Annotated in this window: 24 protein-coding genes; 12 read left to right on the top strand and 12 right to left on the bottom strand. The window is 55.3% G+C overall.

All coding sequences use genetic code 11. The annotated features are described in order from the left end of the window. Nucleotides 1-11: 11 nt before the first annotated feature. Nucleotides 12-464, bottom strand: a complete 453-nt coding sequence (locus OVA03_RS11470) for an NtrZ family periplasmic regulatory protein (protein ID WP_267524700.1) — start codon at nt 462-464, stop codon at nt 12-14. 431 nt (nt 465-895) lie between these two features. On the opposite strand from OVA03_RS11470, the gene OVA03_RS11465 reads away from it, so the two are divergent. Genes OVA03_RS11465 through holA form a run of 4 tightly spaced genes read left to right on the top strand, consistent with a single transcriptional unit; the run spans nt 896 to nt 5,576 of the window. Continuing rightward, on the top strand, nt 896-1,396 hold the full coding sequence (locus OVA03_RS11465) for a DUF3576 domain-containing protein (RefSeq protein WP_267524698.1): 501 nt from the start codon (nt 896-898) through the stop codon (nt 1,394-1,396). Between the two features lie 47 nt (nt 1,397-1,443). Then, on the top strand, nt 1,444-4,020 hold the full coding sequence (leuS, locus tag OVA03_RS11460) for a leucine--tRNA ligase (RefSeq protein WP_267524696.1): 2,577 nt from the start codon (nt 1,444-1,446) through the stop codon (nt 4,018-4,020). Between the two features lie 6 nt (nt 4,021-4,026). Next, complete coding sequence (locus OVA03_RS11455; RefSeq protein ID WP_267524693.1) at nt 4,027-4,527, top strand: hypothetical protein; 501 nt, start codon at nt 4,027-4,029, stop codon at nt 4,525-4,527. Then, nucleotides 4,524-5,576, top strand: a complete 1,053-nt coding sequence (gene holA / locus OVA03_RS11450) for a DNA polymerase III subunit delta (protein ID WP_267524691.1) — start codon at nt 4,524-4,526, stop codon at nt 5,574-5,576. Before OVA03_RS11455 ends, holA begins: the two co-directional genes overlap by 4 nt. 26 nt (nt 5,577-5,602) lie before the next feature. Here holA and OVA03_RS11445 read toward each other — a convergent pair whose 3' ends face one another. The 10 genes from OVA03_RS11445 to hemE form a co-directional block, all read right to left on the bottom strand. Next, nucleotides 5,603-6,511: a ParB/RepB/Spo0J family partition protein gene (locus OVA03_RS11445; RefSeq protein ID WP_267524689.1), complete on the bottom strand. Its 909-nt coding sequence runs from the start codon at nt 6,509-6,511 to the stop codon at nt 5,603-5,605. Between the two features lie 23 nt (nt 6,512-6,534). After that, nucleotides 6,535-7,353 carry a ParA family protein gene (locus OVA03_RS11440; protein WP_267524687.1) on the bottom strand — a complete coding sequence of 273 codons (819 nt, stop codon included), beginning with the start codon at nt 7,351-7,353 and terminating at the stop codon, nt 6,535-6,537. Beyond that, entirely contained in the window at nt 7,343-7,975 is a 633-nt protein-coding gene (gene rsmG / locus OVA03_RS11435) for a 16S rRNA (guanine(527)-N(7))-methyltransferase RsmG (RefSeq protein ID WP_267524685.1), read from the bottom strand. Before rsmG ends, OVA03_RS11440 begins: the two co-directional genes overlap by 11 nt. Before the next feature lie 17 nt (nt 7,976-7,992). After that, nucleotides 7,993-9,867 carry a tRNA uridine-5-carboxymethylaminomethyl(34) synthesis enzyme MnmG gene (gene mnmG, locus OVA03_RS11430; RefSeq protein ID WP_267524683.1) on the bottom strand — a complete coding sequence of 625 codons (1,875 nt, stop codon included), beginning with the start codon at nt 9,865-9,867 and terminating at the stop codon, nt 7,993-7,995. Between the two features lie 185 nt (nt 9,868-10,052). Next, nucleotides 10,053-11,387, bottom strand: a complete 1,335-nt coding sequence (gene mnmE, locus OVA03_RS11425; protein ID WP_267524664.1) for a tRNA uridine-5-carboxymethylaminomethyl(34) synthesis GTPase MnmE — start codon at nt 11,385-11,387, stop codon at nt 10,053-10,055. A 9-nt stretch (nt 11,388-11,396) separates the two neighbouring features. Then, nucleotides 11,397-11,648, bottom strand: a complete 252-nt coding sequence (locus OVA03_RS11420; RefSeq protein WP_189484888.1) for a DUF6489 family protein — start codon at nt 11,646-11,648, stop codon at nt 11,397-11,399. A gap of 156 nt (nt 11,649-11,804) precedes the next feature. Next, on the bottom strand, nt 11,805-13,193 hold the full coding sequence (rho, locus tag OVA03_RS11415) for a transcription termination factor Rho (RefSeq protein WP_267524659.1): 1,389 nt from the start codon (nt 13,191-13,193) through the stop codon (nt 11,805-11,807). A 252-nt stretch (nt 13,194-13,445) separates the two neighbouring features. Then, the gene (locus OVA03_RS11410) at nt 13,446-13,892 is read right to left on the bottom strand and encodes a CopD family protein (protein ID WP_267524657.1); all 447 of its coding nucleotides are present in this window, start codon (nt 13,890-13,892) and stop codon (nt 13,446-13,448) included. 1 nt (nt 13,893) lies between these two features. Then, nucleotides 13,894-14,922 (bottom strand): ferrochelatase, encoded by a 1,029-nt coding sequence (hemH, locus tag OVA03_RS11405; RefSeq protein WP_420710506.1) that lies wholly within the window; start codon nt 14,920-14,922, stop codon nt 13,894-13,896. Continuing rightward, nucleotides 14,919-15,962 (bottom strand): uroporphyrinogen decarboxylase, encoded by a 1,044-nt coding sequence (gene hemE / locus OVA03_RS11400; RefSeq protein WP_267524653.1) that lies wholly within the window; start codon nt 15,960-15,962, stop codon nt 14,919-14,921. The genes hemH and hemE overlap by 4 nt, the downstream gene beginning before the upstream one ends. 484 nt (nt 15,963-16,446) lie before the next feature. Here hemE and OVA03_RS11395 point away from each other — a divergent pair, with 484 nt between their 5' ends. The 5 genes from OVA03_RS11395 (at nt 16,447) to dnaQ (ending at nt 20,250) form a co-directional block, all read left to right on the top strand. After that, nucleotides 16,447-17,316 carry a pyruvate, water dikinase regulatory protein gene (locus OVA03_RS11395; RefSeq protein WP_267524652.1) on the top strand — a complete coding sequence of 290 codons (870 nt, stop codon included), beginning with the start codon at nt 16,447-16,449 and terminating at the stop codon, nt 17,314-17,316. Nucleotides 17,317-17,435: 119 nt separating this feature from the next. Beyond that, nucleotides 17,436-18,026 carry a Maf family protein gene (locus tag OVA03_RS11390; RefSeq protein ID WP_267524651.1) on the top strand — a complete coding sequence of 197 codons (591 nt, stop codon included), beginning with the start codon at nt 17,436-17,438 and terminating at the stop codon, nt 18,024-18,026. Next, the gene (locus tag OVA03_RS11385; RefSeq protein ID WP_324291001.1) at nt 18,023-18,868 is read left to right on the top strand and encodes a shikimate dehydrogenase; all 846 of its coding nucleotides are present in this window, start codon (nt 18,023-18,025) and stop codon (nt 18,866-18,868) included. The genes OVA03_RS11390 and OVA03_RS11385 overlap by 4 nt, the downstream gene beginning before the upstream one ends. Further along, on the top strand, nt 18,865-19,479 hold the full coding sequence (gene coaE, locus OVA03_RS11380) for a dephospho-CoA kinase (RefSeq protein WP_267524649.1): 615 nt from the start codon (nt 18,865-18,867) through the stop codon (nt 19,477-19,479). The genes OVA03_RS11385 and coaE overlap by 4 nt, the downstream gene beginning before the upstream one ends. A gap of 63 nt (nt 19,480-19,542) precedes the next feature. Next, nucleotides 19,543-20,250, top strand: a complete 708-nt coding sequence (gene dnaQ, locus OVA03_RS11375) for a DNA polymerase III subunit epsilon (RefSeq protein WP_267524647.1) — start codon at nt 19,543-19,545, stop codon at nt 20,248-20,250. Between the two features lie 96 nt (nt 20,251-20,346). Here dnaQ and secB read toward each other — a convergent pair whose 3' ends face one another. Further along, nucleotides 20,347-20,859, bottom strand: a complete 513-nt coding sequence (gene secB, locus OVA03_RS11370) for a protein-export chaperone SecB (protein WP_267524645.1) — start codon at nt 20,857-20,859, stop codon at nt 20,347-20,349. Between the two features lie 173 nt (nt 20,860-21,032). On the opposite strand from secB, the gene OVA03_RS11365 reads away from it, so the two are divergent. The 3 genes from OVA03_RS11365 to OVA03_RS11355 all read left to right on the top strand — a co-directional run bounded on the left by OVA03_RS11365 (nt 21,033) and on the right by OVA03_RS11355 (nt 24,696). After that, nucleotides 21,033-21,686, top strand: coding sequence for a Tim44/TimA family putative adaptor protein (locus OVA03_RS11365; RefSeq protein WP_267524644.1), 654 nt, complete (start codon nt 21,033-21,035; stop codon nt 21,684-21,686). Nucleotides 21,687-21,868: 182 nt separating this feature from the next. Then, nucleotides 21,869-22,813: an MltA domain-containing protein gene (locus OVA03_RS11360; protein WP_324291000.1), complete on the top strand. Its 945-nt coding sequence runs from the start codon at nt 21,869-21,871 to the stop codon at nt 22,811-22,813. A 200-nt stretch (nt 22,814-23,013) separates the two neighbouring features. Then, on the top strand, nt 23,014-24,696 hold the full coding sequence (locus OVA03_RS11355; RefSeq protein ID WP_267524642.1) for a methyl-accepting chemotaxis protein: 1,683 nt from the start codon (nt 23,014-23,016) through the stop codon (nt 24,694-24,696). Nucleotides 24,697-24,708: the final 12 nt, after the last annotated feature.

The following is a 24,708-nucleotide window of genomic DNA, read 5'->3' as shown; positions in this document are numbered from 1 at the left end:
AAAATCGCCGCTTAAAACTTAAAGCGGGTTTCCAGACGAACGCGCGGCTTATCCTCGGCGTCCTGCTGTTGCTTGGTGACCGGCTTCAAAGCATTGGTCTTTTCGCCAAAACCGACCGAACCGCCGACGCGCAGCTTTGGGTTCACCTTATAAAAGGCCCCGGCTTCGACATCGTTCCAGCCCGAAGGCCGAACGGGCTGTTCGCTGACATCGACCTGCACGCCCCAGCGGCCACGGCCGTTGAGCTGGATCGACTTGGATTGCGGCTTGTTGAAGTTCGACGCCGGACTGGCCGCGGGCTCAGTCGTCACATTGGACGCCAGCGCCAGAGTGGCCTCAGACAGGCCTGAAACCTGAGTAGATGCGGACGGTTTAACTGATTTGCCTTGAGCAAGCGCAGGCATGGCCGAACCGGCTAATGCCAGTACCGCAACTCCCGCCAATATTTGCCCGAACCATTTCATCTTTTTATACTCGTTAAACGCGCTACACGACCTGAATATCGTCAGTATCTGCACCTAAAAATAACGGGTGTCACCCTTAGTCAGATTTTGCGACGGATATATGTCAAAAATCAATTAAGTCTGATCATATCAGTGGTCAAGCCAATCACGAAGAGTCAAACCGGGTTGCCCGGATTCCCTTGGACATTGTGTCACTTTAGCAACGCCTTATGGCTAACCTGCGCTTAACACCGCTTAACCGCGCCGTTCTGCGCTTAAGTTCACGAAACGCTTGTCAGACCCCCGCATCGCCATGCTATAGAACCGCAAACGGCGGCTAAACAGGGTTTGGCGGCTGTTTCAAAGCGGCTTATAATCATGACACACTTAAGTCCAGTTTCGCGACGATAAGGGTGATCATCCTAAAAGACTAATGCGGAGTGATCCTTCAGATGACCATTATTCGTAGCGCTGTGTTTGGTTTTACCGCGTTATCACTGCTTTCTTTAAGCGCCTGCGCCATGATTGGCAAAAAAGACGACACCGGCCCCGTCGCCGTATCGTCTGAAAACAAAGGTTTTTTAGGAATGTTCAAAGGCAGCCAGCCGGTTGCTAACACGACCGAAGCCGGTATCGGGGTCAATGCCTATCTGTGGCGCGCCTCGCTTGACACCATCTCCTTTATGCCGCTGACCTCGGCTGACCCCTGGGGCGGCGTGATCATTTCTGACTGGTACGCCAACCCGGAAAAGCCGGATGAGCGTTTCAAGACCACGGTCTATATTCTGGACTCGCGTCTGCGCGCCGATGCCCTCAACGTCACGGTCAATAAGCAGGTCATGCAAAATGGCGGCTGGATTGACTCGGCGGTATCGGCTCAGACCGAAATCGACGTGGAAAACGCCATCCTGACCCGTGCCCGTCAGTTGCGCCTGTCCAACGTCAATAAGTAAAACCAGACCGCCTTTAAAGCCTTAACTTCCCAAAACCCACCGGTTTAATGTCACGTTATAATCCCAAAGAGTCCGAACCCCGTCAGCGTCAAAGATGGGATGATAAAGGCGTGTTCCTGACACGCACCCCCGAAGAGGCAGAAGCTAAGGATAAGTACTATGTCCTTGAAATGTTTCCCTATCCTTCGGGCCGGATTCACATGGGCCATGTGCGTAACTACGCGATGGGGGACCTTGTCGCCCGTTATAAGCGCGCGCGCGGCTTTAACGTGCTTCACCCGATGGGCTGGGATGCGTTCGGTATGCCAGCGGAAAACGCGGCTATGGAGCGTGGCATCCATCCTAAGGGCTGGACCTACGACAATATTGCCGCCATGCGCGCGCAACTTCAGCGCTTAGGCCTGTCGATTGACTGGACGCGCGAATTTGCAACCTGTGATGCCGCCTATTACGGTAAGCAGCAAAAGTGGTTCCTTGACCTGCTGAAGCACGAACTGGTCTACCGCAAGGAAAGCGTCGTCAACTGGGACCCGGTCGACAACACGGTTCTGGCTAATGAGCAGGTTATCGACGGTAAGGGCTGGCGCTCAGGTGCCGTGGTCGAGAAGAAAAAACTGACCCAGTGGTTTTTGAAAATCACTCAGTATGCCGATGATCTGACCGAAGGTTTGGAGACGCTCGACCGCTGGCCGGACAAGGTACGCCTGATGCAGGCCAACTGGATCGGCCGCTCTAAGGGTTTGCGCTTTAAGTTCCAGTTTTCTGAACCGCGCACCGACCTGTTCGAAACAGGCCTGGAAGTTTATACCACCCGTCCGGATACGCTCTATGGTGCTGGCTTTGTCGCGGTGGCCGCTGATCACCCACTGGTCAAGACCCTCCCGCAAACCACTGAATTAACAGCGTTTCTTGAGACGGTTAAACGCGGCGGTACCACTCAGGAAGAGATCGACACCGGTGAAAAGCTGGGGTTCAATACCGGCCTTAAGGTCGCGCATCCGTTCGATGCCCACAAAACGCTCGATATCTGGATCGCCAATTTCGTCCTGATGGACTATGGCACCGGCGCCATTTTCGGCTGTCCGGCCCATGATCAGCGCGATCTTGATTTCGCCCGCAAATATGACCTGCCGGTTATTGAGGTCGTCCTGCCGCACGGTGAAAACCCGGATACCTTCAAAGTCGGTGATGAGGCCTATACGGGCCCCGGCAGCATCTTTAATTCCGGCTTCCTCGACGGGCTTGATATTGAAACCGCCAAGGAAACGGCGATTGCCACCATTGAGGCCAAGCATCTGGGCCGCGGCGCCACGGTCTACCGTCTGCGTGACTGGGGCGTATCGCGTCAGCGCTATTGGGGTTGCCCGATTCCGGTCATCCACTGCGAAGACTGCGGCGTCGTGCCCGTGCCGGACGATCAGTTGCCAGTGGTTCTGCCCGAAGACGTGACCTTTGATGTGCCCGGCAATCCGCTCGATCGCCACCTGACCTGGAAGCACGTCAAATGCCCGCACTGCCAAAAGGACGCGCGCCGCGAAACCGACACGCTGGACACCTTTGTCGACTCGTCGTGGTATTTCGCCCGCTTTACCGACCCGAAGGCGGATGCCCCGATTGATAAGGCCGCGGCCGATTACTGGCTGCCGGTCGATCAGTATATCGGCGGCATCGAGCACGCCATCCTGCACCTGCTCTATTCGCGCTTCATCACTCGTGCCCTCAATACCTGCGGCTATCTGGATGTGAAGGAGCCGTTTGCCGGTTTGTTCACTCAAGGCATGCTGACCCATGAGACCTATAAGACCGCCGCTGGCGATTGGGTCGAACCGGCTGATGTCGAACTTACCGCTGAGGGTAACAAACGCACGGCTGTCAAGCTTTCGACCGGCGAGGCTTTGAAAATCGGCGACATTGAAAAAATGTCGAAGTCAAAAAAGAACGTCGTCGCCCCTGAAGACATTTTTGATACCTACGGCGTCGATGCAGCCCGCCTGTTTGTATTGTCGGACTCGCCGCCTGAGCGCGACGTGCAATGGACGGCCTCCGGCGTTGAAGGGTCATGGCGCTTTACCTCCCGCGTTTGGGATCAGGTTGACAGTTTTCCGTCGGAACATATTACCGCAAAAAACGACGCTGCCGCGCAGGAAATTCGCAAGGCCGCCCATAAGGCCGCCAAATTCGTGACAGACGGTTTCGAGTCCTTCCGCTTTAACTCGGCCATCGCAAAACTATATGAATTCGTTAATGTTTTGCGCAATTCCGACGTCAATGAAACTGGCTCTGAAGCCCGCCGTGAAGCCCTCACGATCCTCGCCGGACTGATTGCACCCGTCACGCCACACCTGGCCGAAGAGTGCTGGACGCGTTTGGGTCATGACGGCTTGATCGTGGATGCCGACTGGCCGAAGTTTGATCCGGCTCTGGCCCAGGACGATGTCTACACCCTGCCCGTTCAGGTCAATGGCAAGAAACGCGGTGAGCTTCTGGTCAGACTTGGGGCGACCGAAGAGGAAATCCGCACATTGGCGCTTGAAGACGAAGCCGTTAAGCGACATCTTGAAGGCGTTACGATCCGTAAGGTCGTGGTGGTGCCGAACCGCATCCTGAACTTTGTCGTAGGATAACAGGTCATGATAAAGCCCGCAAAACTGGTTGTGGCGACCCTGATGGGGCTCAGCCTCTTAGGCGTGAGTGCCTGCGGGTTTCAGCCACTCTATGCTGACCGTGGTCTGGTCACGTCTCTGTCGCAAGTGGATATCGTGGTGCCCGATACCCGCACCGGCTACTTCCTGAAACAGGATCTGTCTAAGGGCCTGCTTGAGGATTCCAAGGCCGCCAAGCGCTATAAACTCGATATCACCCTGACCGAGCGTCGCTTTGGTGTGGGTCTGGGGCTGGATGACACGGCGTCACGCTATGAAATATCCAATAGCGTGGCCTATAGCCTGACCGATCTTTCAACCCGGCAAGTGGTCTATAAGTCCAATTTTGTTGATGCCACCACCTATGACGCCGCCGAAAGCCCGTATGCGTCTATGGCCTCGCAACAGGACGGGCAAGAGCGCGCCGCCGTCGGTATTTCCCAGAAAATTCAGGCCGATCTGGCTTTGTACTTTCATAATAAGAAATGAAGCTGGTCAAACGGCCTGAGATCGAGGCTTTTCTGGCCAAGCCGCAAGCGCCGATCAATGCCTGTCTGATCTACGGTAAGGATCGTGGGCAGGTTTTAGAGCGCGCCAATCTGCTGGCCTCCAAGATCGTCGCCGATCCGAAAGACCCGTTCAACGTCTCCATTCTGACCGACAGCGATATTGACCATGATCCGGCTAAGCTCGATGACGAGCTGACCGCGCAGTCGCTGATGGGCGGGCGGCGGCTGGTGCGTATCAAATTCAGTTCCGAAAAAGCCACGCTCGATAAGGCTATCGCCGCCAGCCTCAAGGCCCATGCCGCCGGTGAGTTCAACCCGGACGCCTTTTTCCTGATCGAGGCCGGGGGCTTAGGCACGGACTCAGCCCTGCGCCGACAGGCCGATAACGACAAGAATGTTGCTTCCATCGCCTGTTACGAAGACGAAGCCGGGGACGTGGCGCGCATGACCCGTGAAACCCTGCAGCAAAACGAGGTTAGCCTTAGCCCCGAAGCGCTCGATATCTTTGTCGCTCGTCTGCCGCGCGAACGCGGTGTGGCCCGTCAGGAGATTGAGCGCCTGTGCCTGTTCATCGGACCGGGTTCCAAACGCACGCTGGATGCCAAAACTTTAGAGGATTTCTTAGGGGTCGAGCCCGAAGCGTCTTTGTTTCAGGCCGCTCAGGATGCCTTTGGCGGCAAGATGAAACCTGCGCAAGCCGCCCTGCGCCGGGCCTTTGCCGAAGGCGAGGCCGGGACCGATGCGGTACGCGCCCTCAGCGGCCATTTCGCTAAAATCCGTCTGATCCAGACCCTGATTGGGCAAGGCATCGGCGCCAAGGAAGCCGCTAAATCGGCGGGAGTTTTTTGGAAACAGGAGGCTGAATTTTTGCGTCAGGTCAGATCGTGGCGGGAAGATGTGCTTGATCCGATTGCCCGCGAACTGATTGAAACCGATAAGGCCTGCAAATCGACCGGTATGCCCGACCTGCTGATCTCTGAGCGGCTCTATATGAGTATTGCCGGCCGCGCCAAGCGGCTTGGACTTTAATAAGCCGCGCCAAGCGGGGCCTCTGACTAAGACATCTTCATCAGGCGGCGGCAGACCTCATCAAGTTGTTCCAGGGACGCATAGCTCAGACGCAGTTCGCCCTTGCCGCCCTTGTCGTCCAGCCGCACCTTAAGGCCCAGCACATCCTGCAAATCCTGTTGCAGGGCCTTGGTGTCCGGGTCATCCCAATGACGAGGTTTAGAGGTCTTGGACGTTGTGCCCTGCCCTTCCTGACGGGCCAGCACCTCAGCCTGACGCACCGACAGACCTTTTTCAATAATCAGTTCGGCCAAGGCTGCCGGATCAGACGCCGTGGCAATGGCGCGCGCATGACCTGCCGACAAACGCCCTTCAAGTACATGATCCTGCACACTTTCGGGCAGGTTCAGCAGACGCAGCATATTGGCAATGTGTGAGCGGCTCTTGGACACGACCTGCGCCACCGCATCCTGGGTGCGCCCAAAGCGCTCCATCAACACCTTATAGGCCTTGGCCTCTTCGATCGCGTTGAGATCTTCACGTTGAACATTCTCAATAATGCCGATTTCCAGCACCTCAAGATCATCCAGATCGCGCACCAGCACCGGCACATTGCGCAGACCGGCTTTTTGCGCGGCCCGCCAGCGGCGTTCCCCGGCAATGATTTGAAATTCGTTCGTGCCGGCAATCGCGCGCACCAGAATGGGCTGGAGCACCCCTTTTTCCTTGATAGATGCCGCCAGACTGTCAATTTCAGCCTCACTGAAAACCTTACGCGGCTGATCGGGATTGCGTTTCAGCAACTCAATCGGCTGTTCCAGGCTCATCGATACCGGCCCTACCGGTGCATCCGCCGATTTAGTTTCAGCCTGCGGCGGTGTGACCGGCACGGGTGTTGCGGCTTCCCCCAACAGCGCTGACAAACCCCGGCCTAAACCCCTGTGTTTTTCTGACATATCAAATTCCATTAGATTTAGGGTTAAGCGGCCAGTTGGCGCTTACGGCGTTTTTCACGTGTGACCACTTCCTTGGCCAGCTTCAAATAGGCCTGACTGCCCGAACATTTAAGGTCGTAAATCAGCGCGGGCTTGCCAAAGGATGGCGCCTCGGACACGCGCACATTACGCGGTATCACCGTCTCATAGACCTTTTCACCGAAGTGACCGCGTACATCCTGCGCCACCTGGCCGGACAGAGCATTACGGCGATCATACATGGTCAGCACAATCCCTTGTATCTCAAGCTTCGGATTAAGGCTGCCACGTACCAGATCTATGGTGCGCATCAATTGCGTCAAACCTTCGAGCGCGAAAAATTCACATTGCAGCGGCACTAAAACCGCATCCGCCGCCGACATGGCATTGACGGTCAACAGGTTCAGAGACGGTGGACAATCAATCAGCACATAGGAATAGAGCATCTCAAATTCCGCCATCCGGTCCAGCGCATCGCGCAGCCGGTAAGAGCGGCGCTCGGCCTGCCCCAGTTCGATTTCAACGCCCGACAGATCGGGGTCAGACGGCAGGATATAAAGCCCCGGTACCAGGGTTTTGATGGCCATATCGCCGATCGGTTGCTGATCAACAATGACGTCATAGATGGTGGTGGTACGGGCAGACCGGGGCACACCGAGGCCGGTCGAGGCATTACCTTGCGGGTCGAGGTCGATCAGCAGCACGCGCTCACCGACTGCGGCCAAAGCCGTACCCAAATTAATCGCGGTCGTAGTTTTGCCGACGCCGCCTTTTTGGTTGGCAATCGCCAGCACGCGGGGTTTTTGGATGGCCTTATCTGACATTTTTCAAACTCCGGATATGCACCACACGCCCGCGCGGGTCGCTTAGAGATGAATACTTGTTTGAGGCGAATTGCCAAGCCTTTTCGGCTTCCTCAAGCTCGCTATCCACATTTTCACCTTTTAGAAACCATCCCTCAGCACCACGTGAAAAGAAACCATCGGCAAAGCCCAGCAGTTTTGGCAAAGGCGCCATGGCGCGGGCCGTCACCACATCGACTTTGAGCTTAACATTTTCAGCCCGGTCGTTGATAACGGTGGCGGGCAGATCAAGCGATTTTACGACTTCACTCAGAAACAGACAGCGCTTGGTCAGGCTATCGATCAGATAGACATGGGGTTTGGTTCCCGACGGTTCGGCGTGCTTCAAAAGTATGGCCAGCACCACACCGGGGAACCCTGCCCCTGCGCCCAGATCAGCCCAGGTTTTAGCGTCGGATGCGTGGTTGAGAAGCTGGGCAGAATCGAGCACATGCCGCGACCAATAGTGCGGCACAGTCGCCGGCCCGACCAGATTCATGACCTCATTTTTATCGGTTAGAATTTGCTGAAAGCGGGTGAGGTCTACGATCGCCTCGTGTTTCACGTGAAACACCAGATGCGACGCCATCTGTACAGGCGTCATAGGTACACTGTCACTCATCAGGCGACACGGGCTTTCAGGCCGCGCACATGGAACAAAAGTGCCGTCAATGCCCCCGGCGTCATGCCTTCGATACGACCGGCCTGGCCGACAGTTTTCGGACGGATGCGGTTAAGCTTTTCGCAGGCCTCGTTCGACAAAGCTCCGATGGCATTGTAGTCGAGATCGTCCGGCAGTTCGAGATTTTCATCCTTACGGAAGGCATTAATCTCGGCTTCCTGACGGCCCAGGTAGCCGGCATAGAGCGCGTCGATTTCGACCTGTTCAAACAGGTGATCGGCCCAGTCGCGAATTTCCGGCCAGATGGCTTCCAGCTTTGCACGGTCGCAGGTGTCATAGGCCAAAAGCTGCATGACATTACGTTTCTGACCGTCGCTGTTGACCTGAATACCGTGAGTGCGAGCCTCGTTTGGCGTTAGTTTCAGCTCTGCCGCACGGGCGCGCACCGTCTCAAGATTAACCTTTTTCGAGAGCCAGTGAGCTTTACGCGCCTCACCCATCACGCCAATGTTCAGGGCGATATCCGACAAACGCTGATCAGCATTATCGGCCCGTAATTTCAGACGGAACTCAGCCCGGCTGGTGAACACACGGTAAGGCTCGGTCACGCCCTTGGTGACCAAATCATCAATCATGACGCCGATATAGGCCTGATCACGGCCAAGGATGAGCGGGCTCTTGCCACCGGCCTGAGCGGCGGCATTGATCCCGGCCATAAGCCCCTGCGCCCCGGCCTCTTCATAGCCGGTCGTGCCGTTGATCTGTCCCGCCAGAAACAGGCCCGGCAGTTTTTTCAATTGCAGGGTCGGATACAGTTCGCGCGGGTCAACATAGTCATATTCAATCGCATAGGCGTAGCGTTTGATGACCACATTTTCCAGCCCTACGATCGTGCGCAAAAAGGCTTCCTGAGTGGCCTCAGATACCGAGGTCGAAATGCCGTTGGGATAGACGGTATCGTCGTCATAGCCTTCGGGTTCCAGGAAAATCTGATGGCTGGTCTTATCGGCAAAGCGCACCACCTTGTCCTCGATCGACGGGCAATAGCGCGGACCCCGACCCGACAGATAGCCACCGTAGACCGCCGATTCATATAGATGATCTTCGATGATCTTATGCGTTTGCGCATTAGTATAGGTAATGCCGCAGGTGATTTGCGGGCGGTCTATGCTGTCCGTCATCATGGAAAACGGCTGTATCTGAGCGTCACCTTCCTGTTTTTCAAGGATATCCCAGTTGATGGTTGTGCCGTCCAGACGCGCCGGCGTGCCGGTTTTCAGGCGGCCCATATCCAGTTTGAGATCATAGAGCCGCTGTCCCAGACCATTAGCGGGTTGATCCCCAAACCGTCCGGCCGAAGTGCGCTTATCACCGATATGGATGATCCCGCGCAAAAAGGTGCCTGTCGTCAGTACGACCGCCTTCGCGCGATACTCAACCTCTTCGGCATCAATCACCCCCACGACCTGATCGCCGTCCAGGATCAGGTCTTCGACGGCGGCGGCGATGATCTCAAGATTTTCGGTCGTAAACAGTTCGGCCTGCATGGCCTCGCGGTAAAGTTTGCGGTCGATCTGGGCGCGCGGACCGCGCACGGCAGGCCCCTTTGATCGATTGAGCACTTTGAACTGAATACCGGCCTTATCGGCCATCCTCCCCATGACGCCGTCCATGGCATCAATCTCACGCACCAAGTGGCCTTTGCCCAACCCGCCAATCGCTGGGTTACACGACATCTCACCGATGGTTTCCAGGCGATGGGTCAACAGCAGGGTCTTGGCACCCATGCGCGCCGACGCGGCCGCAGCTTCGCAGCCGGCGTGGCCCGCGCCAACGACAATAACATCCCAAAAGCGCAAGTGCGATTGCGACATATTCGGTCAAACTTTCAAACGGTATGAAGGAACGCTGCCTATATCAGATAGGAACGGGTGCGTCGAATCTTCAGAGGTTAAGGCGGCAATAATCTTCATTAACGAAGTGTTTCACGTGAAACACAGCGGTGTTTGCGCCTCATCTTTATCCAAAAACCGCAAACACTTTTTGGGATGAGGCGGGTTTACTTACCAATGCAAAAACTTGAGAAAATATGGTCGAGAACCTGCTCTACATCGGTGCGGCCATAAAGCGCATCAAAGCCGCTCATAGCCTGACGGATATCTTCGGCCATCAGTTCAGGCACGTTGAACCCGATGCCTAAAGACCGTTCCAGACTAAGGTCGATATCCCGAAGACGTTCAAAATGGCGTTCGCGTGTGGCGGAGGGAAATGTCGATAGGGAGAGTGCTTGCTCCAGATGGCTTTGCAGGGCCGATCTAACGGTTGCAACGCCCCGCTCGGTCGTCAGATCCGTTTCAAATATCTTCAGACCCAAACCAGAAAGTTCTCGTTTGACAGCACCGCGTACATCCACTGAAGACTGATCGATCTTGTTTAGGATAAGATAATCCCCCGTCTGAACCTGCGGCCAGCCAGAACTTAGGGCCTGTGAACTATCCACCACCCAGATGCGCAGATCGGCCTGCTCGCCCCGCACCCGCGCCCGACGGATACCCTCAAATTCCACCACATCATCGGTCTCACGCAAACCGGCGGTGTCATAGATCAGCGCGCTATAGGCCCCGATATGGATCGGCGCTTCGATCACATCGCGGGTCGTCCCGGCTATGGGGGCGACGATCGCCGCATCCGTTTGCAATAGCGCGTTGAACAGGCTCGACTTACCGGCATTAGGTTGACCCAGGATGGCAATCCGAAAACCTTCCCGAATTTGCCGGCCTTTTTTGGAGTCACTGATCGCCTGACCCAGTTCCGATTTCAGGCGGATAATATCGCCTATGACCTGATCAGCCAGTGCTTGCGGAATATCTTCGTCTGGAAAATCTATCAAAGCCTCAATATGAGCCAGAATTTTCAGCAGATCGCCATGCCATGTCTGGTACTGGACTTTCAAACCGCCGTCCAATTGGGTCAGAGCTTGACGCCGCTGAGCCTCAGACTCGGCATCGACCAGATCAGCAATCGCCTCGGCCTGGGTCAGGTCGAGCTTATTGTTTTCAAAGGCGCGCCGGGAAAACTCACCGGCCTCCGCATGACGCAACCCCATCTCGTTGAATATATGATAGAGCCGATCCAGAACGGCTCGCGAACCATGAACATGAAATTCGGCGCAGTCCTCGCCCGTAAAGCTATTCGGGCCTTTAAAGATCAGCACCAGCGCTTTGTCGACTACATCACCTTGCCAGGCCAGTTCGCCATAACTGGCAAATCGCGGCTTCGGCAATCGGCCAAGTAAGGCCGTGACAACCTCAAACGCCTGCGGGCCAGAGATGCGGATAACCGACACGCCCGCCCGGCCCTGTGCGCTGGCCAGAGCGAAAATCGTATGTTTCACGTGAAACACCTACTTTTTGGGAAACCCGCTCATGCCTGCGGACGCTGACATCTGGAACAGTTTCAGGAAATTATCCTGCATCTGAACGCCCAGACCTGACCAGGTCTTGAGCAGTTCTTCGGGCTGCATCTGGTGGATGTTCTTCTCAAAGCTGGCGCGGGTTTGTTCGACCAGAAATTCATTCAGCGGTGCGACGTCCGGCAGACCCAAAAAGGCGCGGGCTTCTTCAGGGGTACATTCGCAGTTTACGGTGACTTTCATCTCTATCTCCCAACAAGGCAAAACATAATTTCCTGATCACAATGATAGTCTTATTGTGATCAGGCAAGGGCGCCATATTGCCAACTTGGGCCGTCGCTGCTTAATGCAGCGAGCCTGCGCGGCCTCTGAGCGCATAAACAACCTGATGCATATGCATCAGGTATTCATGCTTTGGAAGAATTCGCCATTGGTTTTTGTCTGGCGCAGCTTATCGATCAGGAATTCGATCGCATCCTGAGGTCCCATCGGGTTGAGGATACGGCGTAGGACATAGGTCTTTTGCAGCACATCCTTCGGCGTGAGCAGGTCTTCTTTACGCGTACCGGACTTGAGGATATCCATCGCCGGGAAGACGCGCTTATCGGCAACCTTACGATCCAGCACGATTTCCGAGTTACCGGTGCCCTTGAATTCTTCGAAGATAACTTCGTCCATACGTGAGCCGGTATCGATCAGGGCGGTGGCGATAATGGTCAGCGAGCCGCCTTCTTCGATATTACGCGCGGCCCCAAAGAAACGCTTCGGACGTTGCAGAGCATTGGCATCCACACCACCGGTCAGCACCTTACCTGATGACGGCACAACGGTATTATAGGCACGGCCCAGACGGGTGATGGAATCGAGCAGAATGACCACATCGCGCTTATGTTCGACCAGACGCTTGGCCTTTTCGATGACCATTTCCGCGACCTGAACGTGGCGGGTGGCGGGTTCATCGAAGGTTGAGGCAATGACTTCGCCGCGCACAGTGCGCTGCATGTCGGTCACTTCTTCCGGGCGCTCATCGATCAGCAGCACGATCAGGTAACACTCAGGATGGTTGGCGGCGATAGATTTCGCGATGTTTTGCAGCATCATAGTCTTACCCACCCGCGGCGGCGCCACAATCAAGCAGCGCTGACCTTTACCCAAGGGTGCGACGATATCAATGATCCGGCCGGAACGATCGCGAATGGTCGGATCTTCCATTTCCATCGTCATGCGCTCATCAGGGTAGAGCGGCGTCAGGTTATCGAAATGAACCTTGTGACGGGTGGCTTCAGGGTCTTCAAAATTGATGGTCGCGACTTTGAGCAGGGCGAAATAGCGCTCACCCTCACGCGGGCTGCGGATCTGGCCCTCAATCGTGTCACCGGTGCGCAGACCGTAGCGGCGGATTTGCTGAGGGCTGACATAGATGTCATCGGGGCCCGGCAGATAGTTGGCTTCGGGCGAGCGCAGAAAGCCGAACCCGTCCTGGAGCACTTCGATCACGCCCGAACCTGAGATTTCGACACCCTCTTCGGCCAGAACCTTGAGGATCGCAAACATCATGTCCTGTTTGCGCATATTGTTGGCGTTTTCCACGCCGAGCGTTTCCGCGAACGCCAGCAGGTCCGCCGGGGACTTTTCCTTCAGTTCCTGAAGCGACATGGACTGCGGGTTGGCAATTTCTTCGGCGCCGTCCCCAGACTCATCACCCTCAGACTCATCACCGTTCAGGTCAAGTTCTGTCTCTTCAACCTCTTGCTCTGGCGTCGGTTCAAATTCGTTTTCGTCTTGCATAGACCTGGTCTCACGATGGCGGCGTCCGCGATGAATCACAGACGGTTTGTCTGCGATGCGCGAACCCATAAGGTTTAAATAGGACGCCAATAGCGAAGCGTCTTGAATGAATTTTTCTTGAAAAGGCCGTCCAGCAGAACCGTGGCGCCTGTCTTAAGATTTGAGGATCAGATCTAAACCCGATACATACCCAATTTAAGCGAAACCCTTACACCACGCTAAATTTGGGTCAAGTCAATTTTAAAGGAAGGATCAGGCCCCAAACTCCAGCGTCACGGCCAGAACCATGATGATGGCGATGACAAACGGCACTTCGTTGACGATACGCCAGTATTTTTCGGAGCCGATATCCTCACCGCGATCGAGCTTTTTAAAGGTCGCCGTCAGGTAATGATGCCAGCCGGTGATGGCGATAATCCCGGCGATCTTAGTCAGAAACCACGCTTGGGTAAGGAACCCTGCCCCACGCGCCTTATAATCGATATAGATCAGGCCGCACCCGAATATCCACGCCGCGATTATGGCCGGGTTCATAATCAGCTTGATTAGCTTGCGCTCCATCACCCGAAAGACGGAAACAACCTCAGCCTTATCGCGGTTCTGAATATGATAAATGAAAATCCGCGGCAGATATAACAACCCCGCCATCCACGCGATCACCGACAGAATATGCAGGGCGCGAAACAGATCGTAGTTCATTTTAAGCCGCCTTTAGCTTAGGGCAGTGGCTGTGGCAAGCCGCACAGGCATGGTCGCTAATGACCGCTTCGGTGGTCGCCAGCGCTTTCAGCACCTGATCCCCCAAGGCGCGGATATAGTCAGGGTTCGTGCCAACCGCCGGCACGCGAATATAGTCCTTCACCCCGGCTTCATCGGCCAGATGCTTATATTCGATATCCAGTTCCACCAGCGTTTCGATATGTTCCGACACAAAGGCAATCGGCACCAGGACGATGTTCTTACCCATTTGACCTGTTTTTGTGATGGTGCCATCGGTCGCCGGTCCAATCCATTTCAGCGGCCCTACCCGGCTCTGGTAACAGATCACATGATCGATGTCGGTGTTAAGTTCGGTCATGACCTTAGCCACGGTCGCTTCAACCTGCGCCTGATACGGGTCGCCTTCCTGAATGACTTTTTCCGGCAGACCATGCGCCGAAAACAGAATCCGGTAACCTTCCGGATTTTTGATATCCTTGATCGCCGCGCGGATCAGATCAACCTGCGCCTTAATGAAAAAGTCATTTTCCGGATAGCAGCACACCGCCGTCACCTTAGCGCGACCCTTATAGGCTTTCTTAAACGCCGACAGCGACGACAGGGTCGTGGTCTTGGAAAACTGCGGATAGAGCGGCAGAAGCACAATCTCATCCGGCCCCCACGCTTCGATCTCTTTGACCGTATCCTCAACAAACGGATGCCAGTAGCGCATACCGATAAAGGTCTTAACCTCAGCGCCAGTGATGGTTTTTTGACAGTGCGCCGCCAGAGCTTCACTTTGCGCCTGGGTTTGCGCCAATATAGGTGAGCCGCCGCCCATGAAATTGTAATTGGCCTGAGCCGATTTTTCGCGCGTCGCCGATATCAGCCGGGCCACAAAATGGCGCAGGCCAAACGGCAGGCTGATGATATATTTATCTTTGAACAGATTATAGAGAAACGGTTTGACGTCCTTGGATTCCAAAGGCCCGCCCAGATTGAACAATAAAACCGCAACTTTTTTCATCAGCCTCTGATCCGTTTCAGTGCATTTTCGACATGGGCGATCGGCGTATCGAGAAAAATACCATGGCCGAGATTAAAGATGTACGACCCCTGCCCCCAAGCCTCAAGCAACCGGTCAATGGCGGCCTCAAGGGCCACACCGCCCGATCTTAACACTACGGGATCAAGGGCGCCCTGGATTGGTTTTATCTTTTGTAACTCACGACCCAGTTTCAGAGGCGTGGCCGTCCCTAACGCCAGAGCCTCGACATTCACGGCCGCAAGGTAATCAAACAGCCGCACCTCAGACCCACGCGGAAAGCCGATGATCGGGAGGGTCACACCCAGTTCCCTCACCCGTGCGATCAGCTTTTTGTGCGGCTCAATGATCAGTTGGTCAAAGTAAGGATCGGGCAACCCTTCCGCCCAGCTTTCAAAGATTTTAAGCACTTGCGCCCCGGAATCGGCCTGCATCTTCAGGTAATGGGCCGACGCTTCGATAACAATATCCATAAGTTGCTCGACATAGACCGGATTGTCATAGACAAAGGCGCGGATCAGGGTGCGATCCTGGGCTTTGCGACCGTTGAGCATATAGGTCATGACCGTCCATGGCCCGCCGCAAAACCCGATCAGCGTCGTTTTATCCGGATCAATTGCGGCCCGCACCCGCATCAGGGTTTCACCGACGTTTTTAAGGTGCACGCCCGCCTGCCCCGCCAGATCGCGCATGGACTCTAATGACGGTAGTTCTCCTAAGACCGGCCCCTCACCGGCTTCAAAGGCGACGTTCTGACCCAAGGCCTGTGGGATCACCAGTATGTCTGAAAACAGGATCGCCGCATCGAATCCAAAGCGCCTTATCGGCTGCAAAGTGGCCTCAGCCGCCTTCTCCGGATTGAGGCAGAACGAGATAAATTCAGGTGTGGTGGCGCGTAAAGCCCTGTATTCCGGTAGGTAGCGTCCGGCCTGACGCATGAACCATACCGGGGGTATGGCTTGGGTCTGCCCACTTAAAGCCTTAAGGATCGGGGCCATAAGCACTGAGGAAGGTTCAATCGTCATATCTGCCACAACTATCTGGGTCAAGCCTGCCGTATTATCCGGATATGGGCTCCAATGACATAATAAAATAATAAAAGGAAGCAGTGGTAGTAGGTGGCTTAATGAACGGGACAATTTGGCGCACGCGGACGCTTATCACGGGTTTTTCACAGATCGGAATTAATGAAAAATTAACTTTTAACAGCCTGTGAAAAGTCGGGATAATTAACCAAATATTAGGAATCCTTAAAAATTTCTTAATGCTTAACGAGAGGTAAATATACAGGGTTAATGAAAGATTAACTTACCCACAACGGGCCCGATATAAAACCCCCAACGCGCCGGATTGGGGAAAATCACGGGGCGCTTGCAGGATATCTTAACCCTTTTCCCCAATCACAGGGGCAGGGCACAGAGCTTGACTTGACGGGGGAATTACGCACGAACTTATACGCGGGTTTTCCCCAAATTCGATACACAGATATATTTTTGAAAGTCTGATTTTATGACCTCGGACAGCCTGAAAACCTTATCCTCTAAGATCGGCACCTATTTTCATGTCCATCTGGTCTCGGATTCGACTGGTGAGACCCTTAATGCTCTGGCCAAGGCCGCCGCGGCCCGCTTTGAGGGCATTTTGCCGATTGAGCATATCTATGTGCTGATCCGCTCGCCTAAGCAGCTAGAGCGGGCACTGGTGGAGATCGAAAGCTTTCCCGGCATTGTGTTGCATACGATTGTCGATTCTGAACTGCGCACCAATCTGGAAATCCGTTGCCGGGAACTGGATATCCCCTCGATCGGTGTGCTTGACCCTATGGTGGTGGCGTTTTCGCGTTATCTTGGGGCGGCGGTCTCTAAGCGCATCGGCGCCCAGCACAATCTTGATAATGAATATTTCGAGCGCATCGAAGCGCTGAATTACGCCATTGCCCACGATGACGGCGCACTCGCCGACCGTCTGGCCCAGGCCGAGGTCATTCTGGTTGGTGTATCGCGTACCTCAAAGACACCGACCTGCATCTATCTGGCTCACCGCGGCATCAAGGCCGCCAATATTCCGCTGGTGCCGGGCCGTCCGCTGCCCGAAGAAATCGATAATCTGACCGAGCCTTTGATTGTCGGCCTGATTGCCTCACCGGAGCGGCTGATTTCTATTCGCAAAAACCGTCTGCTGTCGCTCAATAATGACGACCGGCCCTCGACCTATACCGATACCGAGGCCGTCCGCAACGAGATCATCGCCGCCCGCCGGTTTTTTGAGCGTAAAGAGTGGCCTGTGATCGATGTCACCCGCCGCAGTATCGAAGAAACCTCAGCCGCGATCATCAGCTTACTTAATGAAAAGCGGACAGGCAGGTTAGGCGGGATTTAAGTATCGCAGGGGACTTGTCCCCTGCACCCCGAAACTATAGTCAGGGCTAATCCGGTTAGCCGATACAACACCAAGTTATGGGTGCAGGGGGCTAGCCCCCTGCAAAAGGCCTTTACTTCATGACCTTAATCCTTGCCTCCGGCTCCAAAATCCGCGCCACCTTGCTGACCAATGCGGGTTTAGGCTTTGACATCATTCCCGCCCAGATCGACGAAGAGGCCATTAAGGATGAGTATCTTGCCCGCGCCCATAGCCCCAAATCGGTGGCCCTGAAACTGGCGCAGGAAAAGGCGCTCCACATATCCCTGCGGCACGACGGTCTGGTGATCGGGGCGGATTCGGTGGTTGAAATCGAGCGCGACCTGATCAGCAAATCAGACACCTTCGAGGCGGCCAGAGCCCTGCTTAAGCGCTTCAGCGGCCAAACCCATTATCTTCATTCCGCGGTGGCGCTGGCGCAAGGTGGGCAGATCATCTGGTCCCATGTCGGCACGGCTGAACTGAGCGTGCGCCGTCTGAATGATGCCTTTATCGACAGCTATCTGGCGCAGGCTGGCGAAGAGGTGCTGAAAAGCGTAGGCTGTTACCAACTCGAAGGGCTGGGCCTGCAACTGTTTGATGACATTCGCGGCGATTATTTTACCATTCTGGGCTTACCCATGCTGCCACTGCTGAACCAACTGCGTCATCTGGAGGTCATTGCATCATGATTGAGACCTTGCCCACAGGGGCGGCGAAAGTGGCTGGCGTGGTTGGCCAGCCGATCCATCAGTCGTTGAGCCCGTTTTTGCATAACGCCTGGTTGCGCGAATTGCGCCTCAATGGGGTCTATGTGCCGTTTTCGCCAAAAGATGAGCACGGCTTTGAACGGCTGATCCTGTCGTGCCGCACCAATGGCATCAAAGGATTGAACGTCACCGCACCGTTTAAGGAAATTGCCCTTAAACTGGCCGACAGCTATTCGGACATCGCACTTTCCTGCGGTTCGGCCAATCTGCTGACCTTTGATGACGAAGGCCATGTCCATGCGGATTCGACGGACGGGTTCGGTTTGATCCGGGCCTTTGAGCTACAGTCACCAGACTGCGACCTGACAAAGCCGGTGGCGATCATGGGGGCAGGGGGTGCGGCCCGCGCCGTGATCGCGGCCCTGCTGGCCAGGGGTTGCACGGATGTGCGCATTGTCAACCGTACCATCGCCCGTGCCGAAGAGTTGGTGTTTGTGTTTAAGGACGGCGTATCGGCATACGATGTTACCCAGATTGAGCGTGCCTTTGATGGGGTGACGGCCATCGTCAATGCCGCGTCCGGCGGGCCTTTGCCGCTGTTTGACCATGCGCCGGATCAGGCCACGGCGATGGATATGACCTATCGGCCACTCAAAACCGCGTGGTTACAGGCGGCGGAGGCGAGGGGGCTTAAGTTGGTCGATGGCCTGAACATGCTGATCGAGCAGGCGCGGCCATCGTTTGAAGCCTTTTATGGCGAAGCGCCGTCTGCTGAGTTTGATATCCGTGATCTGGCTCTGCGCTATCTTGGGGAAAGCCTGTGATTAAGCTGGGCCTGACCGGCTCAATCGGTATGGGCAAATCGACGGTCGCGAAGATGTTCGCGCATCTGGGCGTACCGGTCTGGGATGCTGATGAGGTCGTCCATCGGCTCTATGCGACCTCACAACCTCTGAAGGATAAGCTATGTGCGGCGTTCGGGGTGATCTTAAAAGACAACAGCATCGACCGCGCCCGTTTGTCGGAAATCCTGAAAGCTGATCTGTCGAAGTTTGCGGTGCTGGACGCTATTGTCCATCCCCTGGTGCGCGAAGACCGCGCGGTATTTATGGAAAGGCACGGGGACTCACCGCTGGTTCTGGCTGATATCCCACTGCTGTATGAGACCGGGTCTGAGAAAAACCTCGACTATGTTGTGGTGGTTAGTGCGCCGGCTGAGGTGCAAAAAGCCCGTGTCATGGCCCGCCCCGGCATGACTGAGGCCAAGTTTAATGACATCTTATCGCGTCAGATCAGCGATACTGAAAAACGTCAGCGGGCGGACTTTCTGATCCTGACCGATCAGCCGCTTGAGGCCACCCGCGCCGAGGTGGCGGCTCTCCACAAGAAATTACTATCTGGCGATCTGGACAAGCCCCAGCGAAGCAACCCATAAACTTTTTTAGTCGCTCTTTCTTATCCAATAAGTGGGGGCCACTTATTGGGAAAACGCTTAAGTATGGCCAGAGAAATTGTCTTCGATACCGAAACCACCGGCATTGACCCCAGGGCGGGGCACCGCTTGATTGAAATCGGCTGTGTCGAGCTTGAGGATCTTCTGCCGACGGGGCGCAGTCTGCACCGCTATATGGACCCTGAGCGCATTATCGAGGCCGATGCCACGCGCATCCACGGCATCACCAATGAGATGGTGGCCGGTAAACCAAAATTTGCCGATCTGGCCGAAGAATTCCTCAACTTTGTCGGGGATAGCCGCATCATCGCCCATAATGCCAGCTTTGACCGTGGCTTCATCAATATGGAACTGGAGCGCCTAGGCCGTGTGCCGCTGCCGGAAACCCAGTGGCTCGATACGCTTGAGATTGCGCGCAATGTCTTTCCGGGTATGGCCAATTCGCTGGATGCTCTGTGCCGGCGCTATAATATTTCGCTGGCCGAGCGCGATAAGCACGGCGCGCTTCTCGATGCGCGGCTGCTGGCCGATGTCTATCTGGAACTGATGGGCGGCAAGGAGCGCGGCCTCGATCTGGCTATGGCCAGTGACTTTGGCGAGGATGGACTGGCCTATAAGGCCAAACCCTATGGCTTGCGCCCGAAACCTTTGCCATCGCAAATTCATCCGGAGGAGGCGCAGGCTCACAAAGCCTTTATCGCCAAGTATCTGAAAGACAAGGCCCTTTGGCCTGCCGATACAAATTACCAATAAAAAAGCCGCCCCTGATCGAAGAACAGCTTCGAGATCAGAGGCGACCATTTAAATCCACTTAAAAGTACCCGAAAGGCGACTTTTTATCGCAGTCGGTTATGCCTGGCCGGCGGTTTCACCGATAGTCCCCGCAGACTTTTGCGACATGTAAAGCGCCGCGAAATCGATTGGCTCAACCATGAACGGCGGGAAGAAGCCGCCGTCAGCGGTGACATCCGCGATAATGCGACGGGCAAACGGGAACAGGTAGCGCGGACATTCGACCAGCAGAGTCGGCTCGACCATATGTTGCGGGACATTCGCCAGTTGGAACAGGCCGCCGTAAACCAGCTCGATATTGAATACCGGACCTTCAGGATTAGTGGCCTTAACCGACAGCTTAAGATCAACCTCAAACAGGCCATCCGGGCGGCCCTTGGCGTTCATTTCGACGCCCATATCGACTTCGGGGCGGACATCCATGCGCAGCGACTGAGGGGCGCGCGGGTTTTCAAACGAAAAATCGCGGATAAACTGGGCCAGAACCTGCATATTGGCGGGCAGGGCGGTGAGGCCATCGGTCTGGGCCCCGTTTTGGGTGTTGGCTTCAGGAGCCACGGTATCAGTCATAACAAAACAACTCCGGCTATGGGCGCAAGGGTGCTGCGACCCGCGCTTTTTAGTGTAAAAACGCTGCTATCACGCAAGAAAACAATAAGCAATCGAACTGAACGGTTCCGTTTCCTTAAACTTTCCCTATATAGATAGTAAATCAAACACGCAAAGTAAGAGAGTTTAAAGGGATGTCGGTCGAACTGGTTATATTTGCGGTCATTGCCGTAGTGGTTTTGTTCCAGCTTTATAATGTCTTAGGCCGTCGCGTGGGCTTTAAGGTCGAGGACAAGCCGACTCCCCGGATAAGCGAGGATGGTGACGGGCCGGTGCGCATCGAAAAAAAGCCCGAAGCGCCGAAGTTTCCCAACCTCGAAGCGCTCAAGGCTCGCGACCCGCAATTCAATGAAATCAACTTCATTGAAAAGGCGCGCGAAACCTATGAAGGCGTGGTCGTGGCCTTCACCAAGGGCGATGTCGATCCGGTCAAGGATCGTTTGGCCGACAATGTTTATAATGTGTTCTCAAAAGCTGTGCAAAACCGCGATCCGTCAGCGCCCAAAGAAACGGTCACCTTTGTCGATGGCCCCAAGGTCGATATGGAATTGATCGATTTCAAGGATGACTTTGCCCATATTCGTGTGCGTTTCCTGTCAGAATTGCTCTATCAGACCGAGGCCGCAAAGCCTGCGGAGCAGGCCGTGCCGGAAACCGATGTCCTGCCGGTGCCTGCTGAGGCGAAGAAAACCCATAAGCGCACCGCCGAATACTGGACGTTCCATAAGAACCTGAAATCCGGCAATAATCCGTGGCTGCTGGCCAAGGTCGAGGCGGCCAAAGCGTGAGGCTAAAGCTATTAGCGGGCCTTGCGCTGTCGGCAATGTTAGCCGCGTGCGCGCAAACCCCTAAACCTGTAACGCCGACCCCGCTGCCGCCGGCAATACCGAAGCCTGCGCCGGTTCCCGAACCGTCTTCGTCCCTCAAGCCCCTGGCCAGTTTGCCTGGATGGGGTCTGTCGGATTCTTTTGTGGCGTTTGAAGCCTTGCGCGGGACCTGCGCCTATAAAAAAGGCCGACAGTATCAGCGCGTGTGCGAAAAACTTAGCCACACCGATTTTGCCGATCCTGATGACATAAAGGCCTTTTTCGAGGCCAATTTTGCGGTCGAGGGTCTGGACGGTGAGGGGCTGCTGACGGCCTATTTCGTGCCGGAATATGAGGCTGTCAGTACACCCGATGCCGAATTTTCGCAACCTGTGCGGCTTAAACCTGCTGATCTGGTGATCGTGCGCGGCGATCAGATGTTCCCACCGCAAACAGCCACTAAGGTCGCGGCGCGCGTGGTTGATGGCCAGTATGTCCCCTATTACACCCGCGCCGAAATCGAAGCCCAGCCCGCCGAAACCCCGCTTTATATGCGACCGGAAGACTATTTCTTCATGCAGCTTCAGGGGTCGGGCTATCTGGAGTTGCCGGACGGTTCTAAGTTTCTGGCCGCCTATGCCGCCGATAATGGTCATCCTTTTGTGGGGATCGCAAAGCCCATGGTCGATCGCGGGATACTGGAAAAAGACAAATCTTCCGGCGACAATATCCGCGCCTGGCTGGCGGCCAATCGCGGCGACGTGGCGCGTGAGATGATGAATCTTAATCCGCGCTATGCCTTTTTCAAGATCGAAGATCCGCATGATCCCTTGGGTGCGGCGGGTGTGCCTTTGCCGGGCGGGTCAGCGATTGCGGTTGATCCGGCCCACCATCAGTACGGCGATCTCTATTGGATCGATGCCAATGCGGGCGCGTTAAAAGACGCCTTCCCGCAGTATCAGCGCATGGTTTCTGCGCTTGATACCGGAGGGGCCATTAAGGGTAAAATCCGCGCCGACCTCTATATGGGCCACGGCGCCCGCGCCGGCACCGAAGCGGGCAGGGTCAAGCATAAGCTCAAAATGTGGCGGATCGTGCCTAAACATTAAAGGCGGGCGTAACAAGCCTGAGTGTTAGCTCGCGGCAAGCGGTAACAAAATGTGTTAACCGCACGTTTCCAAATACTAACCATAATAAATGAGACAAGGCAGTAAAAGTGTAGATTCGGCGTGAACCTGTATGCGCACAGGCTTACGTCTTTAAAGCCTCTGCCATTCGGGAAACGCGTAACAGTATTAGGGCAACATAAATGGCAAGGTTTCTGACAGATCTTAAGGTTCTGAAAAAGATAGGGCTGGCTTTTGCCGCCATCGTTATAACCAGCCTGTGCGTCAGTGCGACGATCTGGATCGTGCAGGGTAAGCTGGCTAAATCGGCCCAGATGACCACCCACACCTATAATGTGCTCGATGAACTGACCGCCATTCAGTCCGCCCTGATCAATCAGGAGACGGGCTTGCGGGGATATCTGGTATCCGGCGATCAGGAATTTTTGGAACCGTTTCATGCCGGGGCAAAAGATTCAGTCACCGCCATAGCCAATGTTCGCAAATTAACGGCCGACAATCCTGAACAGCAGGCCCGGTTGGATGAGGTTGAAGCTTTGGTCAAAACCTGGAAGACGCAGGTTGCGGCCAAAGAACTGGAACTGATGGCCGATCCGGCTACGCAGGAGCAGGCCCGCAGTCTCGAAGGATCGGGTGCCGGTAAAGCTTCAATGGATGGGCTGCGCAAAAAAATTGGCGAAATGGCCGCTGAGGAAAAGACCTTGCTGTCTGAACGCACAATTGAGGCCCAGCACAGTCGCGACCTGATAAGCACGGTGACCGTTGCGGGCGGCCTTATCATACTGGCTATATCTGTCGGGGCTCTGGCGGGTCTTAACCAGGTGCTGGTCAAACCCCTGGTGGCGCTCACCAAAGCCATGCAGGACATATCCCGCGGCGTTGATAACATTCAGGTGCCCGGCACGGACCGCAAGGACGAACTGGGCGATATGTCCAAAGCCTTTGACGCCAATGCGCAGCGGATAGCTCGTATTGCCTCCGAGCAGGCCGAAACCGAAGCGCGTCAAATCATTGATCGGCGAAATGCCATACTGGAACTGGCTGACAGTTTTGAGCGCAATGTCGGCGGTATTGTCGAACTGGTCTCTGCGGCGGCCACGGAAATGCAGGCATCAGCCTCACAGCTTACAGCCACAGCACAGGAAACGTCGGCGCAGTCGGCGGCTGTTTCCGGTGCGGCCGAAGAAGCCGGGGCCAATGTCACTTCGGTTGCGTCTGCCGCTGAAGAATTGGGTGCGTCTGTCGGTGAAATCGGCCGTCAGGTGTCAACCTCATCCCAGATTTCCCATGATGCCGTGCGTCAGGCTGATGCGGCCGGCAGTGTCGTCAATGAACTTAATGAGGTCGCCGCCAGCATCGGCGGTGTGGTTGACCTGATCGCCGGTCTGGCCGGACAGACCAATCTGCTGGCGCTGAATGCCACGATTGAATCGGCGCGCGCCGGTGAAGCGGGTAGAGGGTTTGCGGTCGTAGCCTCAGAAGTTAAGGCGCTGGCGGCCCAGACGAGTAAGGCGACAGAGGAAATATCCAGGAAAATCAACCAAATTCAGGGCGCTACGGCCAAGGCCGCAGAGGCGTTCCAGAATATTACTGGCACGATTCAGAATATCAACAGCACCAATGCGGTCATTGCCTCAGCGGTCGAGCAACAGAGCGCGGCCACTCAGGAAATCATTGCCGCGGTTAATCAGGCCTCCATGGGCACTCAGGAAGTCACGCTCAACATTTCAGGTGTTGCCCAGGCGTCGGAACAAACGGGAGAAGCGGCCACCCAGGTCCTGGCCTCGTCCGGTGAATTGGCCCAGCAGGCCGAACGGCTACAGGCCGAAATGGATAAATTCCTGCAAACGGTGAGAGCGGCCTAAATAGTTATAAAG

This window comes from Asticcacaulis sp. SL142 (genome assembly GCF_026625745.1).
GTDB lineage: Bacteria > Pseudomonadota > Alphaproteobacteria > Caulobacterales > Caulobacteraceae > Asticcacaulis.
This window is presented reverse-complemented; position numbering and strand designations above follow the sequence as displayed.

Bases quoted from the DNA above. Each gene is read 5' to 3' on its own strand.
- OVA03_RS11470 (WP_267524700.1), bottom strand. From the start codon at position 464: ATGAAATGGTTCGGGCAAATATTGGCGGGAGTTGCGGTACTGGCATTA.
- OVA03_RS11465 (WP_267524698.1), top strand. From the start codon at position 896: ATGACCATTATTCGTAGCGCTGTGTTTGGTTTTACCGCGTTATCACTG.
- leuS (WP_267524696.1), top strand. From the start codon at position 1,444: ATGTCACGTTATAATCCCAAAGAGTCCGAACCCCGTCAGCGTCAAAGA.
- OVA03_RS11455 (WP_267524693.1), top strand. From the start codon at position 4,027: ATGATAAAGCCCGCAAAACTGGTTGTGGCGACCCTGATGGGGCTCAGC.
- holA (WP_267524691.1), top strand. From the start codon at position 4,524: ATGAAGCTGGTCAAACGGCCTGAGATCGAGGCTTTTCTGGCCAAGCCG.
- OVA03_RS11445 (WP_267524689.1), bottom strand. From the start codon at position 6,511: ATGTCAGAAAAACACAGGGGTTTAGGCCGGGGTTTGTCAGCGCTGTTG.
- OVA03_RS11440 (WP_267524687.1), bottom strand. From the start codon at position 7,353: ATGTCAGATAAGGCCATCCAAAAACCCCGCGTGCTGGCGATTGCCAAC.
- rsmG (WP_267524685.1), bottom strand. From the start codon at position 7,975: ATGACGCCTGTACAGATGGCGTCGCATCTGGTGTTTCACGTGAAACAC.
- mnmG (WP_267524683.1), bottom strand. From the start codon at position 9,867: ATGTCGCAATCGCACTTGCGCTTTTGGGATGTTATTGTCGTTGGCGCG.
- OVA03_RS11420 (WP_189484888.1), bottom strand. From the start codon at position 11,648: ATGAAAGTCACCGTAAACTGCGAATGTACCCCTGAAGAAGCCCGCGCC.
- rho (WP_267524659.1), bottom strand. From the start codon at position 13,193: ATGCAAGACGAAAACGAATTTGAACCGACGCCAGAGCAAGAGGTTGAA.
- OVA03_RS11410 (WP_267524657.1), bottom strand. From the start codon at position 13,892: ATGAACTACGATCTGTTTCGCGCCCTGCATATTCTGTCGGTGATCGCG.
- hemE (WP_267524653.1), bottom strand. From the start codon at position 15,962: ATGACGATTGAACCTTCCTCAGTGCTTATGGCCCCGATCCTTAAGGCT.
- OVA03_RS11395 (WP_267524652.1), top strand. From the start codon at position 16,447: ATGACCTCGGACAGCCTGAAAACCTTATCCTCTAAGATCGGCACCTAT.
- OVA03_RS11390 (WP_267524651.1), top strand. From the start codon at position 17,436: ATGACCTTAATCCTTGCCTCCGGCTCCAAAATCCGCGCCACCTTGCTG.
- OVA03_RS11385 (WP_324291001.1), top strand. From the start codon at position 18,023: ATGATTGAGACCTTGCCCACAGGGGCGGCGAAAGTGGCTGGCGTGGTT.
- dnaQ (WP_267524647.1), top strand. From the start codon at position 19,543: ATGGCCAGAGAAATTGTCTTCGATACCGAAACCACCGGCATTGACCCC.
- secB (WP_267524645.1), bottom strand. From the start codon at position 20,859: ATGACTGATACCGTGGCTCCTGAAGCCAACACCCAAAACGGGGCCCAG.
- OVA03_RS11365 (WP_267524644.1), top strand. From the start codon at position 21,033: ATGTCGGTCGAACTGGTTATATTTGCGGTCATTGCCGTAGTGGTTTTG.
- OVA03_RS11355 (WP_267524642.1), top strand. From the start codon at position 23,014: ATGGCAAGGTTTCTGACAGATCTTAAGGTTCTGAAAAAGATAGGGCTG.